Annotated in this window: 11 protein-coding genes; 5 read left to right on the top strand and 6 right to left on the bottom strand. The window is 69.7% G+C overall.

Annotated features, from left to right (window positions below):
* Positions 1-148 precede the first annotated feature (148 nt).
* On the top strand, positions 149-2335 hold the full coding sequence (locus O1G21_RS39035; RefSeq protein WP_270150551.1) for a beta strand repeat-containing protein: 2187 nt from the start codon (positions 149-151) through the stop codon (positions 2333-2335).
* 698 nt (positions 2336-3033) lie between these two features.
* Here O1G21_RS39035 and O1G21_RS39030 read toward each other — a convergent pair.
* The gene (locus O1G21_RS39030; protein ID WP_270150550.1) at positions 3034-5019 is read right to left on the bottom strand and encodes a DEAD/DEAH box helicase; all 1986 of its coding nucleotides are present in this window, start codon (positions 5017-5019) and stop codon (positions 3034-3036) included.
* A gap of 881 nt (positions 5020-5900) precedes the next feature.
* Here O1G21_RS39030 and O1G21_RS39025 point away from each other — a divergent pair.
* The 4 genes from O1G21_RS39025 (at position 5901) to O1G21_RS39010 (ending at position 12937) form a co-directional block, all read left to right on the top strand.
* Positions 5901-8702, top strand: coding sequence for an AfsR/SARP family transcriptional regulator (locus O1G21_RS39025; RefSeq protein WP_270150548.1), 2802 nt, complete (start codon positions 5901-5903; stop codon positions 8700-8702).
* Between the two features lie 293 nt (positions 8703-8995).
* Positions 8996-10372, top strand: coding sequence for an FG-GAP repeat domain-containing protein (locus tag O1G21_RS39020; RefSeq protein WP_270150547.1), 1377 nt, complete (start codon positions 8996-8998; stop codon positions 10370-10372).
* Between the two features lie 76 nt (positions 10373-10448).
* Complete coding sequence (locus tag O1G21_RS39015; RefSeq protein WP_270150545.1) at positions 10449-12524, top strand: FG-GAP-like repeat-containing protein; 2076 nt, start codon at positions 10449-10451, stop codon at positions 12522-12524.
* A gap of 128 nt (positions 12525-12652) precedes the next feature.
* Positions 12653-12937 carry a hypothetical protein gene (locus O1G21_RS39010; RefSeq protein WP_270150544.1) on the top strand — a complete coding sequence of 95 codons (285 nt, stop codon included), beginning with the start codon at positions 12653-12655 and terminating at the stop codon, positions 12935-12937.
* Positions 12938-13121: 184 nt separating this feature from the next.
* Here O1G21_RS39010 and O1G21_RS39005 read toward each other — a convergent pair whose 3' ends face one another.
* From O1G21_RS39005 to O1G21_RS38985, 5 genes are all read right to left on the bottom strand, one after another.
* Positions 13122-14060 carry a carbohydrate kinase family protein gene (locus O1G21_RS39005; RefSeq protein ID WP_270150542.1) on the bottom strand — a complete coding sequence of 313 codons (939 nt, stop codon included), beginning with the start codon at positions 14058-14060 and terminating at the stop codon, positions 13122-13124.
* A gap of 31 nt (positions 14061-14091) precedes the next feature.
* Positions 14092-14925, bottom strand: coding sequence for a carbohydrate ABC transporter permease (locus O1G21_RS39000; RefSeq protein ID WP_270150541.1), 834 nt, complete (start codon positions 14923-14925; stop codon positions 14092-14094).
* Positions 14922-15893: a carbohydrate ABC transporter permease gene (locus O1G21_RS38995; protein ID WP_270150540.1), complete on the bottom strand. Its 972-nt coding sequence runs from the start codon at positions 15891-15893 to the stop codon at positions 14922-14924. Before O1G21_RS38995 ends, O1G21_RS39000 begins: the two co-directional genes overlap by 4 nt.
* A 70-nt stretch (positions 15894-15963) precedes the next feature.
* The gene (locus tag O1G21_RS38990) at positions 15964-17292 is read right to left on the bottom strand and encodes an ABC transporter substrate-binding protein (protein ID WP_270150539.1); all 1329 of its coding nucleotides are present in this window, start codon (positions 17290-17292) and stop codon (positions 15964-15966) included.
* Positions 17289-18317, bottom strand: coding sequence for a LacI family DNA-binding transcriptional regulator (locus O1G21_RS38985; RefSeq protein WP_270150537.1), 1029 nt, complete (start codon positions 18315-18317; stop codon positions 17289-17291). Before O1G21_RS38985 ends, O1G21_RS38990 begins: the two co-directional genes overlap by 4 nt.
* Between the last annotated feature and the right edge of the window lie 103 nt (positions 18318-18420).

Below are 18420 nucleotides of genomic sequence, written 5' to 3'. Positions count from 1 at the left end.
CGGGCGAGGCACGGGCACCGAACAGCGGGCGGCACGGTCGCCCTACGGCCCGTCGACGCGGATCCGACGGGCCGCGACCACGGACGCCATGTGCCCTGGCCGCCCACAGCGGCCTGGGCACCCCACCAGCCACGCAAAGGAGCATCCGATGGCTCCGGTCATCAGCAGCATCAACCCCAACCACGGGCCGCCCACGGGGGGCACGGCCGTCACGATCACCGGCAGCGGCTTCATCGGCGCGACCTCGGTGAAGTTCGGAACCGTGCCGGTGTCGTCATTCACGCTGGTCAGCGACAGCCAGATCACCACCATCGCCCCTGCGGGTACCGGTTCGGCCGCCGTCACCGTCGCCACGCCACTCGGCACGAGCAACGGCGTCACCTATACCTACGGCACCGTGCCGGTGATCACCAGCCTGACCCCGACCTCCGGCACAGCCGGCACCTCAGTGGTCATCAACGGCTCCGGATTCACCGGTACGTCATCGGTGCACTTCGGAACAGCATCAGCGGCATTCACGGTGCTCAGCGATGGGCAAATCCAGGCCACAGCCCCCGCAGGCACCGGAACAGTCCAGGTCACGGTCACCACACCGGCAGGCACCAGCAACGGCGTGGCCTTCACCTACACGGTTCTGCCGGTGATCACCAGCCTGACCCCGACCTCCGGCACAGCCGGCACCTCAGTGGTCATCAACGGCTCCGGATTCACCGGTACGTCATCGGTGCACTTCGGAACAGCATCAGCGGCATTCACGGTGCTCAGCGATGGGCAAATCCAGGCCACAGCCCCCGCAGGCACCGGAACAGTCCAGGTCACGGTCACCACACCGGCAGGCACCAGCAACGGCGTGGCCTTCACCTACACGGTTCTGCCGGTGATCACCAGCCTGACCCCGACCTCCGGCACAGCCGGCACCTCAGTGGTCATCAACGGCTCCGGATTCACCGGTACGTCATCGGTGCACTTCGGAACAGCATCAGCGGCATTCACGGTGCTCAGCGATGGGCAAATCCAGGCCACAGCCCCCGCAGGCACCGGAACAGTCCAGGTCACGGTCACCACACCGGCAGGCACCAGCAACGGCGTGGCCTTCACCTACACGGTTCTGCCGGTGATCACCAGCCTGACCCCGACCTCCGGCACAGCCGGCACCTCAGTGGTCATCAACGGCTCCGGATTCACCGGTACGTCATCGGTGCACTTCGGAACAGCATCAGCGGCATTCACGGTGCTCAGCGATGGGCAAATCCAGGCCACAGCCCCCGCAGGCACCGGAACAGTCCAGGTCACGGTCACCACACCGGCAGGCACCAGCAACGGCGTGGCCTTCACCTACACGGTTCTGCCGGTGATCACCAGCCTGACCCCGACCTCCGGCACAGCCGGCACCTCAGTGGTCATCAACGGCTCCGGATTCACCGGTACGTCATCGGTGCACTTCGGAACAGCATCAGCGGCATTCACGGTGCTCAGCGATGGGCAAATCCAGGCCACAGCCCCCGCAGGCACCGGAACGGTCCAGGTCACGGTCACCACACCGGCAGGCACCAGCAACGGCGTGGCCTTCACCTACACGGTTCTGCCGGTGATCACCAGCCTGACCCCGAACCAGGGGCCGACCAGCGGCGGGAACACCGTGACCATCTCCGGCACCGGCCTTTCGGGTGCGACCTCGGTGCTGTTCGGTACGCACGCCGCGACGATCACCGCCAACACCGCCGCCCAGATCACCGTCACCGCACCCGCGGGAGCGGCGCAGTCGGTCAACGTCACGGTCACCACCTCGGCGGGCACCAGCAACCCGCTGCCCTACTTCTACGTCGCGGCCCCCGCCGTCACCGGCCTGATTCCGACCATGGGACCGAGTGGTGGCGGGAACACCGTCACCATCTTCGGCTCCGGCCTGGCTCTCACCAGCGCCGTGCACTTCGGGTCCGCCGCAGCCACCAACGTCACCGTGATCTCCGACAGTCAGGTCACCGCCACTGCCCCGGCCGGCACGGGGACAGTCCTGGTCACGACCACCACACCAGGCGGCACCAGCACCATCGGGCTGGGCAACGCCTACTACACCTATGTCGCGCTGCCCGTCATCAGCTCCCTCAGCCCCGCCCAGGGTTCGGTGTCCGGCGGCGACGACGTCCTGATCAGGGGAAGCAACCTCACCTACACCGACGCCGTGTTCTTCGGAACCGCCCCGGCGTCCTTCGCCGCGGTCTCCGACACCATGGTCGTCACCACCTCACCGCCCGGTGCCGTCGGCCCGGTCACCGTCACCGTCCACTCCCCGGGCGGCACCAGCAACGGCGCCACCTTCCAGTACCAGCCGTAGCGCATCCCGAACGCCAGCGTCCACATCAAAGGAGGCGTCGTACACATTGATGAGCGGTGGATGACGAGACGATCAGCTGCGGGTCCCCCGGTGACGGGCACGGCGGTCGCCTGGGGTGAAGTCGATGCCGGGACGGTGCACCCACGGCGCCGGCGGGTCTTCCGACTGGGGGAAGAGGAGGTGATGTTCCAGGCGCCTCGCCGGACGGCGGGTGGACCGGGGCACCTGGTGGACGAGCATGGACGTCAACGGCGCGTACATCGTGATGGTCCCCTCGGTCGAGGTCCTCGAAGAACTCGAGGAACAGCCGCCCACCACCGGGTGAACCGGCAGCCCCCGCAAAGCGGCCCCGGCATCCCAGGAGCGCTTCCCGGCGGAGGGTCCCATGCGGCGGTGCAGTAGCCACCGGCAGGCGGGCAGCGGATTCCGGTGCGGCAGGCACGCCGGAGCACCGGGGCAACGCGGTCGGGTCTGCCGGCCGGTCGTGCTGTTCTTAGCGGCGGGCGCGCAGCCCCACTCCTGGGATGCGCACCCGCCGCTGACTACGGAAAGGGGGGAGCCGTAGTCGCTCGACCACCGTAGCGGACCGACGCCATGAGAATACAACGCGTAACGGAGACGAAGACAACCAGCGGTCCGCGTGACATCCGCTTCGAGCCGGCCCGGACGTGGCTCCCCTCCGCGCATACCCCGGCCGTTCAGGCGGCCCGCAGGGCGTCCAGGAGAGCGGCCTGCTGCTCGGTCAGCTTCCCGTCGCTACGCACCTTGTCCTGCTTGCGCAGCCACGCGCCGGGCCGGAACGCCGGGTCCGCCTCGCCGCCGGTGCGGTTGGCGGGCCCGTCGAGGGTGCCGCCGGCGGCGAGGTAGGCGAGCAGGCGCCGGTAGGAGCGGTTCCAGTCCGGCTCCAGGCGCCACAGCTCGTCCAGCGCGTCCAGCTTCGCCGCCTGGTCGGCACCGAGGGCCTCGGCCTTGCGCTGGCGGCGCATCCACGCCCCTACCGCGTAGCCGTCCAGCTTCTCCGTCGAGGGGATCGCCAGGTGGCCGTGGTGGGCGGCCCAGGCACGGGCGTAGGCGTAGCCGCGTTCCCGGGCGTTGGCGTGCTTGGACCAGATCATGCCCAGCGCGTACAGCTCCGAGACACGCGCGGCATCGAGCAGGCCTTGGCCGTTCAGGTAGCGCTGCCGGTCAAGCCAGGAGACCAGCTCGCCCTGCTCCGTCTTGTCGGTGGGGTCGAGGTGGCCGTGCTCCAGGTGGAAGGCGGCGGCGACGGCGTGCATGCGCTGCCACTCGGCCGCCCGCGGGATGAACGCCCGCAGCTTCACCGTCTGGAGGATCCGCGCCGCGTGGCGCCGGGCGTCGATCCGCAGCCACTCCATCGGCGACTCCACCACCGCCGGCGGCTGCTCGCCCGGCCCGGCCTCGGCGGCCTCGCCTTCCTCGGAGGCCTGCGCCGTGGCGTGCTGGGGCTGGGCGCGGCGGGCGCGCAGTTCGGTGATATGGCCCACGACGCGGGCGTCGTGCGCGGCCAGGGCCCGCAGGACGCGCCAGATCGTCCGGAACGAGCTGGCCTCGATCTCGGTATCGGCCTCGGCCTTGACTGCCTCGCCCGCGTCCTTCACCTCGGCCGGGTCGGCGCCGGCGGTGTCGTCGCCGAACACCGGGGTGGGCAGGTAGACGGGGATGATGACCCAGGAGACCTTGCCCTGCCGGTAGGACTGGCGCAGCGCGCGGCCTACGGCCTGGACGATGTCGATCACTGAGGACTTGGGGTCGGCGAAGCAGACCGCGTCGACCGCGGCGACGTCGATTCCCTCCGTCAGGAGCCGGGAGTTGCAGAGGATGCCACACTCTTCGCCGTCGTCGCCGGTGTGGGCCTTGAACTCCGCGAACGCCGCCCGCCGGTCCTTGAGGCGGTCGGTGCCGGCCACCGCCTTCGCCCAGATCCGCTCCGGCCGCTCCGCGTCCTTCAGCAGCGCGGCCGCCGCAGGCAGGTCCGCGGCGAACTCCCGCGCCCCCGACACGCGCGAGTGGAACGTGATCACGCGGCGCAGGTCCAGGTCCGCGACGGCGCGCAGCACCGCGACCTGCAACGCCAGGCGCAGCAGGTCCTCGTTGGTGCGTTGGGTGCGCAGGTCGGCGACGGCAGGCAGGTTGAGCAGGTCGCGCAGGTCCTCGTCGGTGACGACGGGGACCAGGACGCGGTAGTCGGCGAGGTAGCCGTGCTCGATCCCCTGGCCCAGGGTCCAGGTGTAGACGGTCGGGCCGTAGATCGTCTCGTCGTCCATCGAGCACAGCACGGGCAACTGCTCCGCGCCCTCGCGGTCGGCTCCGTCGGCGCCGGCGCCGAGGTCGGCCAGGCCGTCCTTCGCCCGCCGGTCGTCCGCGATGCGCGGAGTGGCGGTGAAGTACAGCCGCCGGACGGCGGGTACCTGGTCGTCGGCGTGGACGGCGGCCCACGCCTTGCCGTCCGAGCCGGCCGTGCGGTGCGCCTCGTCGACGACCACAAGGTCCCAGGCGGGCAGGCCGTGCAGCTGGTGGGCCTGGACGATCCGCTCCAAAGACGCGTAGGTCGCGTACACGGTCACCGGCTCGCCGGGCTTCGCGGAGGCGACCAGGTCGGCGATCCGCGCGGCCCGCGTCGACACCTGCGCCCGCACCCGGCCGCCCGCCTCCGCGCTCTCCAACGCCTCATCACGCGAGCACGCCGCCACTGCCAGACCCCGCCGCCCGCCCTTCAACGATGGCTGGTGCGCTCACGCCGCCCCGTCCGCGACTACGAAGCCCGAACCGACACCTCGGAAGCGATTGTTCGGTGGTCGATGAGCATGGTCATGAGACGCCGGCTCGCCCGGCGACCGCACTGAACATCCCCGGACGGTCCTCGGCCAGCCAGCCCCGCGCGGGCCTGCGCGTCCCCGGCGCTCAGAGCATCCCGGACCCGGGGAGGAAAAGCGCAGATCAGGGGGTGCAACACAGGTCGTGTTGCACCCCCTGTGTTGCATCGGTCAACCGACACAATGTGGCCGGTCAAACCGACAAGTATGGCGGTTTGACCGGCCACATTGCTTTTCGGGAACGTGATTGGGCCCTTCGCGGTGGCGGAGGGCCCAATCACGTTGTGGCTGGTCAGGTGAGGCGCTGGGGGGTGGATCGGTGAGGTGGATGGCCGCCGTGAGCGGTTTCGACAGCATGCTGCGCCCCGAGAGCCGACTGTCCGTCCGCTTGTCACGGACAGTGGACGGCAGTCGCCCGATGGGCGTGCCGCTCTACCAGAGCCAGGCGTTGCGGCGCGCCGCGCAAGCGGTCCGAATGCCACCCGTGAGAATTTCGATCAAGACGGCTGGCTTGCTGGGCCTCGGCCTCGCCTCGGAGAGGCGAACGCCAGGGCCGTCACCATATGGTTACGGGGGGATGTGAAGTCATGTGGTTCGGCCTGTTGGGCCCGCTCTCGGCTCGTGAGGGTGATCGTGGGTTGCCGCTGGGTGGTCCGAAGCGCCGCGCTCTGATGGCTGCGTTGCTGTTCCAGGCCAACCGGACGGTGTCCCTGAGTAGCCTTCAGAGCTCCATGTGGGGTGAGGAGCCGCCTGCCACTGCGATTGCCTCGCTGCACAACCACGTGGGGCGGCTGCGGCGGGTGCTGAGCGCCGAGGGCGCCTCGCGGCTGTCGTCCACTCCGTACGGCCTGCTGCTGCGGGTGGCCGACGGCGAGTTGGACGTCCAGGAGTTCACCGCGCTGCTCGCGCGTGCCCGCGCCGCCCGCGCACAGCATGACTGGCAGGACGTGAGCCACCACACGAGCGCGGCTCTGTCCCTGTGGCGAGGGCAGCCGTTGTCGGACCTGCCGGAGCTGCACTCCCTGGAGTCGGAGGTCAGACACCTGTGCCAGACCCACCTGCAGGCGCTGGAATGGCACTTCGAGGCCGAACTGCAGCTGGGCCGGCACGCCGAGGTGACACCCGAGCTCAGCCGGTGGGCCTCCCGCCACCCGCTGCACGAGGCACTCCATGTTCAGCTGGTCACCGCGCTGTACCGCAGCGGACGCCAGGCCGAGGCACTCGAGGCGTTCGAGGCGGTGCGGAGCGCGCTCTCCGAGGAGCTCGGTGTCGGTCCCGGTCCAGCGCTGCGCGGCGTGCACCTGCAGGTGCTCACCTCCGACCCCGTGCTGCTGGAACTGCGCACCACGGCTCCCGAGTCCGTCCGCGCCGGCGCGCAGGCAGTGGTCGTGGCACGGGATGCCCACGACTCGCAAGCCGCTACGGCCAGCCGCGCCGAGGCCACACCCACGCCCCAGGAGGCGGTGGTGCGGCAGCGGTCGATACCGGTTCCCGTGCAGCTGCCGGCCGACACCGCGCTGTTCACGGGCCGTCAGCGCGAGCTGCGGCAGGTGTGCCAGCTGCTGGAGCGGACCGCAGACGGCGCAGGCCCGCGGGTGGTGGCGCTGACGGGCATGGGTGGCGTGGGCAAGAGCGCGTTGGCAGTGCGCGCCGCCCACCTGCTGCGCGACCAGTTCCCCGACGGGCAGCTCCATGTCGACCTGCGCGGCTTTGGCGCCGGAACCCCGCGCCCGCCCCACGAGGTGCTCGCCACCCTCCTGGCCGACCTGCACCCGGCCGGGGCCGGCGCGAGCGCGCAGCCACTGCCCGAGGACACCGACGACCGCGCCGCCCTGCTGCGCACCACACTGGCCGACCAGCGCGTGATTGTCGTCCTCGACAACGCCCGTGACAGCGACCAGGTCCTGCCGCTGCTGCCCGGCACCGGCGCCAGCGCGGTGATCGTCACCAGCCGCGCTGCCCTCCCCGACCTGCCCGGTGCCCACCACGTCCCGCTGGCGCCCATGGACATCGAGGAACAGCGTGCACTGCTGTCCGCGGCGTGCGGGGTCGAGCGCGTGGAGCATGACCTGGACGGCGCGATGCGGATCCTGGCGGCCTGTGCCGGGCTGCCGTTGGCACTGCGGATCGTCGCGGCGCGCCTGGCCGCCCGCCCCGCCTGGCCGCTGGGCGTCATGGCCGACCGCCTCGGCGAGGGCGGGCCCGGGCGTCTGTCGGCGCTCACCGCAGGGCGATGGGAGGTGCGCGCGACGTTCGCCTCCAGCTACCTCGCGCTGCGCGACAGCGAGCAAGCCACCGAGCGCGAGGCGGCGCGCGCCTTCCGGATGCTGGGCCTGTGGCCCGAGCAGGTGTTCACCCCTGCCTGCGCCGCAGCACTGCTGCACCGCTCTCCCACCCAGGCGGGCGAGCTGCTGGAACTCCTGGTGGACGCCCACTTGCTGCAGAGCCCGGCCCCACTGCGTTACCGCTTTCACGACCTGCTCGGCGAGTACGCCGCCGAACGCGCCGACGAGGCCGAGCCGGCCGAGGAACGCGAGGCGGCCAGGCTGCGCCTTGGCGTGTGGTACGCGCTCGCGCTGGAGAGCGCGCGCCTGAGCATGCGCGAAGGCGGCCCGTTGCCGCCGAGGCTGGAGGAGGAACCGCCTGCCCCACTGCCCGTCTTCGCCGACGAGGCGCAGGCGATGGCCTGGTGCCGTGAGGAACTGGCGAACATCGGAGACGTGATCGGTCGGGCCGGTAACGGCCCGCGCCCCGACCTGGCCTGGCGGCTGGCCGTGTGGCTCTTCGGCTACATGCGCAACAACTGGTGGACCGGCCAGTGGGAGGAGTACCTGAAGCAGGCGCTGCGCATCGCCGAGCAGCACGACGACCGGCTGGGCCGTGCCTGGGTGCTGCGCAACCTGGGGGCCTGCCACGGGATGGCCAGGCGCCTGGAGAAGTCCATCGAGGCCCTGCGGACGGCCCTCACGCTCTTCGACGAACCTGCGGGCAGGGTCGCGGTCCTCTCGAACCTCTCGCTGGCCTACGGATTCCAGGGCCAGGCCGACCAGGCGCTCGCCCACGTGCGCGAGGCCCTCGACTTGCACCGGCGCAGCGGCGGCGGCGGGCGGCTGACCGCGATCCTGGTGAGCTCCCTGGCCGACGCCCTGCGGGTGGCCGGGCAGCACGCGGAGGCGAGTGCGCGCTATCGCGAGGCGCTCGCGCTGTGGCGCGACCACGGCGACGCTTCCAGCGTTGCCATCACGTTGGCCAACTTCGGCGATGTGCTGGGCGTGCTCGGTCGACGTGAGGAAGCCTTCGCCGCACTCCGCGAGGCCCTCGACACCCTCGACCGGATCGGCGACATCGCCCTCGTCGCCGACACTTTGGTCATCGCTGCCCGTACCCACACCCGATTCGCCGAGTGGCACGACGCCCGTACCCGCGTCCACCAAGCCATCGACCTCGCCGACCGTCACCACATGACCGCCTGGCTCAGCGACGCACATGATGTCCTCGCCAGCATCGAAAACGCCCACAGCAGGGGGGCATGAGCGATCGAGCCGGCCGGGGACCGGCTGGCGGGGCCGATCATCAAGCAGGCCCCGGTGGCCCGTCATATCTGAAGGGACGGGGGCGGCACGGCGAGGCGCGGCCGGAGCGCACCGGGACCGGAATGGTTGCTCTGCCGCCTGGGACGGCCCGTTGCTGGTTGTTGGTGAGTTGTTAAGCGGTTGTTGGTAGGTCCTGTCAGTCTCTGTCCAGACCACGCGACGACCAGGTCCTTGCGCGGCAACCGGTGTTGGCCGAGCCGCACGATCCGGGCTGCCGCATGCCTACCTGTCGTGTGGGACCGGACGACTCGCCGCCTGACGCTCGCCCAAGGCCGTCCCAGGGAAGGGCGCTCGACCTTCGCGTCGAGGCCGGCCGCCACTACTGCCTCGGACTGGCTCTCGCGACGGTCATAGCTCAGAGGATGGAACACTTGAAAATCAAGAAACTACGAATTCGCCGGATCAGGGCCGCCGCCACAGTTATCGCCCTGCTGTTGGCGAGCCTGTCGTTCTCTGTCGGCCAGGCCTCCGCCTACGTCTATCCCGGCCCCTACTTCGAGATCCAGAACCAGGCGACCGGCCTGTGCCTCGAGGCATCCCCGGACTACAATCCGCAGCAGCTCGAAGCCCACGACTGCGGCACCAGCGACGACCAGTTCTTCTCGATCTGGAACCAGAATTGGCTCATCGACGCGGCCAGGGCCCCTCTCACCGGCGGCGGCATCTGCCTGGCGACGGACTCGTACAGCGACGCCCTGTCCGTCAATTGCGGCAACAACACCTACGCCCTGAGCTGGAAATACACCTCAGCGGCTGGCGCCTGGACGGTTTTCGCCAGCCCAAATGGCTGCTACCTGAAGATCGTCGGTGACTCCACCGTCGCCTGTATGCCGGGCTTCAACGGCCCCGAGACAAAATGGCGCATGATCTACGGCCCCCGACACTACTCCCAGACGACGGCCGCGGACTTCACCGGTGACGGCAAGGCCGACATCATCGCCCGTGACAACTCCAACGGCAACCTCATGATGTGGGTCCATGACGCGGGCGGCGGCTTCAACGCGCCCAAGGTGCTCACCGGGGGCTGGGACTTCACCGAGACGACCGCCGGCGACTTCAACAACGACGGCAAGGCCGACCTGATCGCCCGCGACGCGAGCGGGAACCTGTGGATGTGGTACGGGAACGGCGACGGGACGTTCACCTCGAAGCACCTGGTCACCACCGGCTGGAACTTCACGCAGACCGCGGCTGCCGACTTCAACGGAGACGGCAACGTCGACCTCATCGCCAAGGGCACCGACAACAACCTCTACATCTGGCCGGGCAACGGCGACGGAACCTTCGGCGCCCCACACGTCCAGACCGGTGACTGGAACTTCACCGGAACCCGCGCCGCCGACTTCAACAACGACGGCAAGGCCGACATCCTCGCCCGCGACGCGAACGGGAACCTGGAGCTGTGGCTCCACGACGGCGGCGGGTCGTTCAACGCGCCCAACAAGCTCACCGACGGCTGGTACTTCACGCAGACCGCGGCCGCCGACTTCAACGGAGACGGCAAGGTCGACCTCATCGGCCGCGACGACGCCACCGGCAACCTCATGATCTGGGCCGGCAACGGCGACGGCACGTTCACCGCGCCCTACACGCTCACCGGCGGCTGGTAAGCCACTCGGCGGCTGCCGCCCGGCGTCACCGGGCGGCAGCCGCGCCGCGTCCGCATCCATCGACGAGAGGAAACCCATGGGCTCGACCACCGGTGCACGCGAACCGCGCGGCCGCACGTCGCTCGGGACAGCATCAGTCCTGGCCATCGCACTGCTCGCACCGCTGCCGCTGGCCAACCACGCGCACGCCGCCACCAGTTGCGGGCCGGGACCCGCCGCGCTGCCCGCCTCCGACACGCCCAGGCCGCCGCTCTCACCGTGGACCGGGAGCTGGGGAACCGCCATGGGCTCGGCCGGCACCTCCGCCTCCTCGGGCGTGACCGGGCAGCAGACCCTGCGCATGGTGATCCACACCAGCATCGGTGGAAGCAACGCCCGCATCCACCTGGTGAACACCTTCAGCCCCGATCCTGTGACCATCGGGCACGTCACCATCGCCGCCCAGCAAGGCGGCTCCACGGCCGCCGCCACGCCGGTCACCCTGATGTTCAACGGATCCCAGCAGACCGTCATCCCCCCGGGCGGCGACGTCTACAGCGACGCGGCCGCGTTCCCGATCACGGCCGACCAGAACCTGCTGGTCAGCCTCTGGCTGCCCAACGGGGTCACCACCGCGCCGTACCACGCCTATACGCTCACCACCTCCTACACCTCTGTCTCCGGTGACGGCGCCGACCACACCCAGGACCAGGACGGCACGAACCTCCCCACTCGCTTCGGCCAGTGGGCCTACCTCAGCGGACTCGACGTCACAGCCGCCAGTGGCGGCGGCACGGTGGTGGCCCTCGGCGACTCCCAAGTGGACGGCGGCCACACCACCCCGGACTCCAACACCCGCTGGGTCGACGACTACGGGCGCGTCCTGACCGCCCAACCGGCGCCGATGGGGATCGTTAACAAGGGCATCTCCGGCAACCGGCTGCTCAACGACGGGTCCGGCGGCCGAACCCCCTACGGGCAGAGCGCGCTCAACCGCTTCGACCGGGACGTGCTCTCACAGGCCGGTGTGCAGAGCGTCGTGCTCTACGAGGGCATCAACGACATCACCATGGACGGCGCCTCCGACGCATCGATCGAGTCGGCGATCCAGCAACTGGCAGCCCGCTCGCATGCGGCCGGGCTGAGGTTCACCGCGGCCACCATCCCCGCCTACCAGGGCTACACCGGCTACACCACGGCCGGGGAGCAGGTCCGCCAGTGCGTGAACAGCTACATCCGCACCACCAAGGACATCGACGGCTTCTACGACTTCGACCGGGCGACCCGCGACCCGCTGACTCCGAGCAGTCTGTTCGCCGGCTACTACGACCACGGCGACGACCACCTGCACCTCAACAGCAACGGCAACCAGGCCCTCGCCAACGTCATCGCGCCGCCGCTCACATCGGCCAGGCTCACCCTGAACTTCTCCCAGACCACGGCCGGCGCCTTCCACGGGAAGGGCAGCAGCGACATCGTCGCCCGCAACGACTCTGACGGCCACCTGTACGAGTGGGCCGGCGACGGCGCCGGGAGCTTCGCCGCTCCGGTCGACCTCACCGACGGTTGGGGTCCGTTCTCGCAGACCACCGCAGGAGACTTCCGCGGCACCGGCCACGCCGACCTCATCGCACGTGAAGACTCCACGGGCAACCTGTACCTGTGGCCCGGCAACGGAGACGGCACCTTCGGCCGGCGCACCCTCCTCACGGGCGGCTGGGGACCGTACTCGCAGACCACCGCAGGAGACTTCCGCGGCACCGGCCACGCCGACCTCATCGCACGCGAAGACTCCACGGGCAACCTGTACCTGTGGCCCGGCAACGGAGACGGCACCTTCGGCCGGCGCACCCTCCTCACGGGCGGCTGGGGACCGTACTCGCAGACCACCGCAGGAGACTTCCGCGGCACCGGCCACGCCGACCTCATCGCACGCGAAGACTCCACGGGCAACCTGTACCTGTGGCCCGGCAACGGAGACGGCACCTTCGGCCGGCGCACCCTCCTCACGGGCGGCTGGGGACCGTACTCGCAGACCACCGCAGGAGACTTCTACGGCACCGGCCACGCCGACCTCATCGCACGCGAAGACGGCAACGGCGTCCTCAACGAGTGGGTGAACACCGGCGGCGCCTCCTTCTCACGCCCGCTGCGGCTCACCGACGGGTGGTGAACGAGCCGAGGTAGCTGAACACCGTTGCGTTTGGCCGGTCGGCGGTTGGTCAAGTCCTTGATGACGAGGAACGGGACCTCTGGTAGATCACTTGTGTCGAGCAAGATGATCAAGAACCAGGGGTCCCGTTGCAGGAGAAGTCTGTGTTCTGCCTGATCGAGCGACAGGTCAGACGGGGACTCGGCCCCGAGCAGACCATGATCGGCCTCTACCCGGACAACCGCCGCGTCCGCCCCACCGGCCGGATGATCCTCTACCACCTCGGCGAACTCACCCTGTGCATCGGCACCATCACCGACCGGCCGATAGTGCAGACCACCCGCGGCGTCCGACTCCACCTCCTCGAACTCCTCGACGTCGAAGTCACACAAACCCCAGGGCTTCGGCGTAGTCAGATGACGTCCGGTTCGTGATGTTCTGTCGGACTGATTCCTTCACGAGCGAGAGCTGACAGTAGTAGTGGTCGGCGGGCCTGGCCGGTGTCGCGTCGGCTGCGAGGGCGGCGAGGAAGGCGAGCGCGAGCATGGCAAGGGTGATGTGCCGGTGCCAGGCGGTCCAGTGGCGGACCTGGTGGTGGCGCGATAGCAGCCTGGTGAGTCACCGTAGGCTTTCCGCCGAGGGCGGGTTGGCACCCACGACCGAGCAGGTGAGGGCCGCGACCCGGACGGCGAAACGGCAGGCGTCGGCCACGGCGTTCTGCGTCAGGGAGTCCAGCCGACTGCCGAGCAGGTCGAGTTGGTTGAGCCGGTGGAGCAGGCCGGCGGTGAACGAGTCGCCGGCCCCGACGGTGTCGACTACCGAGGTGGGCGGCGCCGGTACGGTGACCGGGTGACCGTCGAGGGAGGCGTACGCGCCGCGTTCTCCGAGGGTGACCACGACCAGCCGCGCGCCGGCCTCGTGCCAGCGGTGGCAAGCGTCGGCCGGGCTTGCTCCGGGCAGCAGTATGGCGAGATCCTCCTCGCTGAGGCGCAGGATGTCGGCGAGGGCGCACCACTGGTCCAGGCGTTCCCGGTAGTCGGCGGGCGGGACAAGGAGCGGGCGGACGTTGGGGTCGATGGAAACGGTGGCGTGTTCCCGGACCCAGGCGAGGTGCTGCTCGATCCGCTGGCCGCCGGGGTCGCGGATCAGGGCGAGCGAGCCGGTGTGCAGGCAAGCTGTTTCCGTGGTGCGGGTGGCGGTGAGTTCGTCGGTGGTCCACTGCCAGTCGGCGGTGCCCTCGGCGTAGAAGGTCCAGGTGGCCTGGGCCTGTTCGTCGAGCGTGGCGACGGCGAGCGTGCTGGGCTCGGCGGTGTTGACGCAGCCGGTCAGATCGACGCCGGACGCGGCGAGGCGGGCGCGGAACAGCTGGCCGAACGGGTCGGTCGAGATCCGCCCGAGGAACCGGGTGGGGGTGCCCAGCCTGGCGAGGGCGACGGCGGTGTTCGCGGGGCCGCCGCCGGGCAGCACCCGCAGGGCAAGGCCGCCGTCGGGGGTGCTGTCGCCGGGGAAGGCGTCGGCCGCAGACTCCCCGAGGACGGTAATCGGTCGCAGGGGCATCTTTCTGACCTCTCCTCTCATGCCGCGCTTCTCATTCCTTGACGGCCGAGCCGGCCACGCCCTGGACAAACCACCGCTGGAAGAAGGCGAACACGACGACCACTGGGAGCACGAGCAGCACGCCGAACGCCAGGATCTGCCCCCAGTCCGGCGGCTGCTGGCCCTGAAAGACACTGATTTCCAGGGGCAAGGGCCGTACGGAGGGATCGTCGACCATGAGCACCGGCCAAAGGAACGAGCCCCATTGAGTAAGGAAGGTGAGGATCGCGACCGAGGCGAAGGCCGGTTTGCTCATGGGGTAGATGATCCGGAACAGGATTCGCCATGGTCCGGCGCCGTCGATCCGGGCCGCTTCCTCGATGCTGAGGGGGATGGCCTGGAAGAAGGTGTGGAACTGGTAGACCGAGAAGGCGTTGGCGATGAACGGCGCGGCCTGGATCCACACCGTGTTCCGCTGCGTGTCGAAGAGGTAGAACAGCGGCACGGCCACCGACTCGAACGGTATCAGCATCAATAGCAGGACCAGGGTGAACAGCAGCTTCCGCCCGCCCCACTCCAGCCGGGACAGCGCGTAGGCGGCCATCGAGTTCACTACCAGGCCGCCGGCCACCACGGTGGCGGCGACAAGCAGCGACACACCCATGAACCGCCAGAAGTGGCCGGTGCTGTCCGAGGACAGGCTGTGCAGGACGGCGGCGTAGTTGTGCAGGGACAGGTTGGTGGGCAGGAACCCGGACAGGCCGGCGAGTACCTGGTCGGACGGCTTGAGACTGCCGATCACCAGATAGAGGACGGGCAGGGCGAAGACCAGGGCGAGCAGGCCGAGGACGGTATGGTCGGCGATCCGCCGGATGGTGCGGTTCATGCGTCGTCCCCTCGGGCGACTCGGCGCTGGACCAGAGTCAGCACCAGGACGATCAGGAAGAAGACCACCGTGATGGCCGAGGCGCGGCCGATGTTGTTCTGGTCGAAGGCCGTGGTGACCGCTTCGTACATGACGGTCCGGGTGGCGTTCTCGTTCAGCCCGCCGCCGCGGACCAGGATGTAGACCTGGTCGAACACCCGGAAGGACAGCACCGAGGTGAGCAGGGCGACGAAGATCAGGGTGGTGCGGATGCCGGGCAGTGTCACGTGCCGGAACTGCTGCCAGCGGGAGGCCCGGTCGAGTTGCGCGGCCTCGTACCGTTCGTCCGGGATGGCCTGCAACCCTGCCAGCAGGATGACCATCTGGAAGCCGACGCCCTGCCACACCGAGAGCACGACGACGGAGGCCATCGCGGTGAGCGGGGAGCCCAGCCAGTCGAAGGAGCCCCAGTGGCCGAAGCTCAGCTGGTGAAGCAGTGAGTTGAGGATGCCCTGGTCGCTACGGGCAAGGATGAGCCGCCAGATCACCGCCACCAGGGCCATCGGGAAGACCACCGGCAGGAAGAACACCGCGCGGAACAGCCCGATGGCCCGGAGCTTGCGGTTGAGCAGCACCGCGAGGGCGAGCGCGAGGCCGGTCTGTAGCGGTACCACGGCCAAGGCGAAGGTGAGGTTGTTGAGCAGGGCGTGCAGGAACCGGCCAGACAGGTCGGGGTCGGTGAGGATCCGGCGGTACTGCTCCAGGCCGACGAAGGCCGGTGGCCGGTCGGAGCCGAGCCGGGCTTTGTGGAGGGAGAGCACGACGGCGTAGCCGAACGGGACGGCGACGAAGGCTATCAGTCCGGCCAGCGCGGGGGCGGTCATCAGCAGGGCGTGCACCCAGTCCCGGCTGCGGCGGCGCTGGGTGGTCGGCCGGGCGGCGGCTGCGGATGGCGCCGGGGTGGGCGAGGGGCTGACGGCGGTGGACATGGGCGGGGTCCTGTTCCCGGCGGGTGGCCGACGGGCCGGCGAGCGCGGCCGGCCGGCCACCTGGCCGCGGTCACTTGGTGAGCGAGTATCCATCGTTGTCGGAGAAGTCCTGATCGATCGCCCGGGCGGCCTTGGCGAGCGAGGTCTGCGGGTCGGCGCCGCCGTAGATGTCGTTCAGCGCCTGGCTGAACTGGGCGGTGATGACCGGGTATCCGGCGGTGAGGGGCCGGGTGACGGCGACGCAGGACTTGGTGATGTCGGTGTCACCGCAGGGTTCGGCGAGTTCCTGGGCGAACAGGTGGAGCGGGCCGCCGGTCCGGTACAGCGGGCTGGCCGCCAGCGCGGTTTTGGTGGCGGGGACGGCGCCGTCGGCGGTGGTCATGGCGGTGACGTTGGTGTCGCCGAGCAGGTAGTCCAGAAACTTGCCGGCCGCCTTGGCGTGCTGGGAGCCGGAGCTGATGCCCCAGGCCCAGGAGCCCTGGCCGGTCTTGGCGCCATTGCCGAAGTCCGGGAGCGGCAGCACCGTCAGGTCGGAGCCGAGGGCCTTGCTGTAAGCGGGGTAGGCCCAGTGGCCGACCCAGCTGAGCGCGACGCGGCCGTTGACAAAGGCGTTTCCGTCGGTGTCGGCGTCCACGTACGGCTTCCAGGACTGGAAGGTCCGGAAGGCGTCCACCACGGCCGGGCTGTCGATGGCGCCGGCCGCCTTGCCCTGCTTGACCAGGGCACCACCGGCGGACCAGACGATCGGGGACATGCCGTAGGTGCCCCACTCGGTGGCCAGGCCGTAGTCCTCCTTGAGGTCGAGCGCTTTGTGGCTGGGATTGGCGGCCGCGAGTTTCTGCACCGCGGCGGTGAAGTCGGCGGCGGTCCAGTCATCGAGCACGCTGGTGGGGTACTTGACCCCGGCCGCGTCCAGCAGCTTCTTGTTGGCGTAGATGCCGAGGCCGGAGTCGTACATGCCAAGGCCGTAGAGCTTCCCATCCAGGGTTCCCTGGGCCTTGACGGCGGCGGTGGCGTTGGCGACGGTCGCGGGCAAAACGTAGTCGGAGATGGGGCTGAGCTTCTTGTTGTAGACGAAGCTCGACATCATCGGACCGTCGAACTCCACGATGTCCGGGAGGGCAGAGGCGCTGGTGGCGGTCAGCGTCTTGGTGTAGTCCTTCTCCGGGACGAACTTAAGCGTGGCCTTGATGGCGCTCTGTGAGCCGTTGAAGGAGTTGACCGCGTTCTGCAGCACGGTGTTCTCGCTGTCCTGGCCCTGGTGCGCCCAGATGGTGATGGTGCCGGTGCCGTCGCCGGCCGAGGTGGTGGCCGTGCTGCCCGTGCCGCCACAGGCGGTCAGGAAGACGGCTGGTAGGGCGAGTAGCAGGCCCAGACGGATGTGGCGTCTGTCGGTCATTCGATGCCTCCGTGAAGGGAACCGCGGTGGGGAGCCGTGGAGTTGCGGACGATCAGGTGGGTGGGCAGTTCGACGTGATCCGGGACGTCGGTGTCGTCCCGCAGGAGGCGGAGCAGGAGGCTGGCGGCCTGGGTGCCGTGCTCAGCGACGGGCTGGGCGACGGTAGTCAGCCCGACTACGTCGGCGAGTTCGTGGTCGTCAAAGCCGACGATGGCGATGTCCTCCGGGACGCGCAGCCGGTGCGCCCGCAGGGCGCGCAGCGCGCCCATGGCCATCTCGTCGGATTCAGCGAACACGGCGGTCGGCGGCCGAACGGCGGTGAGGAGCCGGGTCATGGCGCGTTCGCCGCCCTCGACGGTGTACTCCCCGTCCGCCTCCAGGTCCGGGTCGTGCGGGATGCCTGCGTCGACGAGCACGTCGAGGTATCCGCGGCGGCGCAGGTCGGGGGTGGTCCAGTACAGCGGAGCGGAGGGCTGGGTGCCGATCCGACCGATTCGGCGGTGGCCGAGGTTGACGAGATGGCGGGTGGCGAGTTCGGCGCCGGCCCGGTCGTCGATGCCCACGGTGGTGAAGCCCGGTCGAGGGCCACCGACGGTGATCGCCAGCGGGATACCGAGGGACCGAAGGCGCTCGGCCTCGTCCTCGGTCGGGATGAGCAGCGAGAGAATCGCGTCCACCCGCTTGCGGACGGGCAGCTCGGCGAAGAACCGCTTGCGGCTGTCCACTGAGCCGAGGTTGTACAGCAGCAGGTCATACCCGGCGGCGCTGAACACCCGCTCGGCGGCGTCCACGACGGTGCCGAAGAACCACCGGCCGACGTACGGCGCCAGGACGCCGATGCTGCACGTACGGCCGCTGGCCAGGCTCGATGCGTTGCGCGAGGCCGTGTAGCCGAGGTCCGCAGCCACAGCAATGATCCTGACGCGCAGTTCGTCGGATACCCCGTCCCGTCCGCGCAGCGCGCGGGAGACGGTAGAGGGGGAGACGCCAACCGCCTGCGCCACATCGATAATGCTGGCCGCCACGTTGCGGCTCCTCTCGGCTGTCGACCGGGACCGGGTCACCGAACCGTAAGCCGCCCAACGCACTTGCGCAAGCGTTTGCGTTCCGTTGTACTAAGGCGACTTC

The organism is Kitasatospora cathayae (assembly GCF_027627435.1).
Taxonomy (GTDB): Bacteria; Actinomycetota; Actinomycetes; order Streptomycetales; family Streptomycetaceae; genus Kitasatospora; species Kitasatospora cathayae.
The sequence above is the reverse complement of the archived record's forward strand: the minus strand, read 5'-3'. Positions and strand labels throughout refer to the sequence as shown.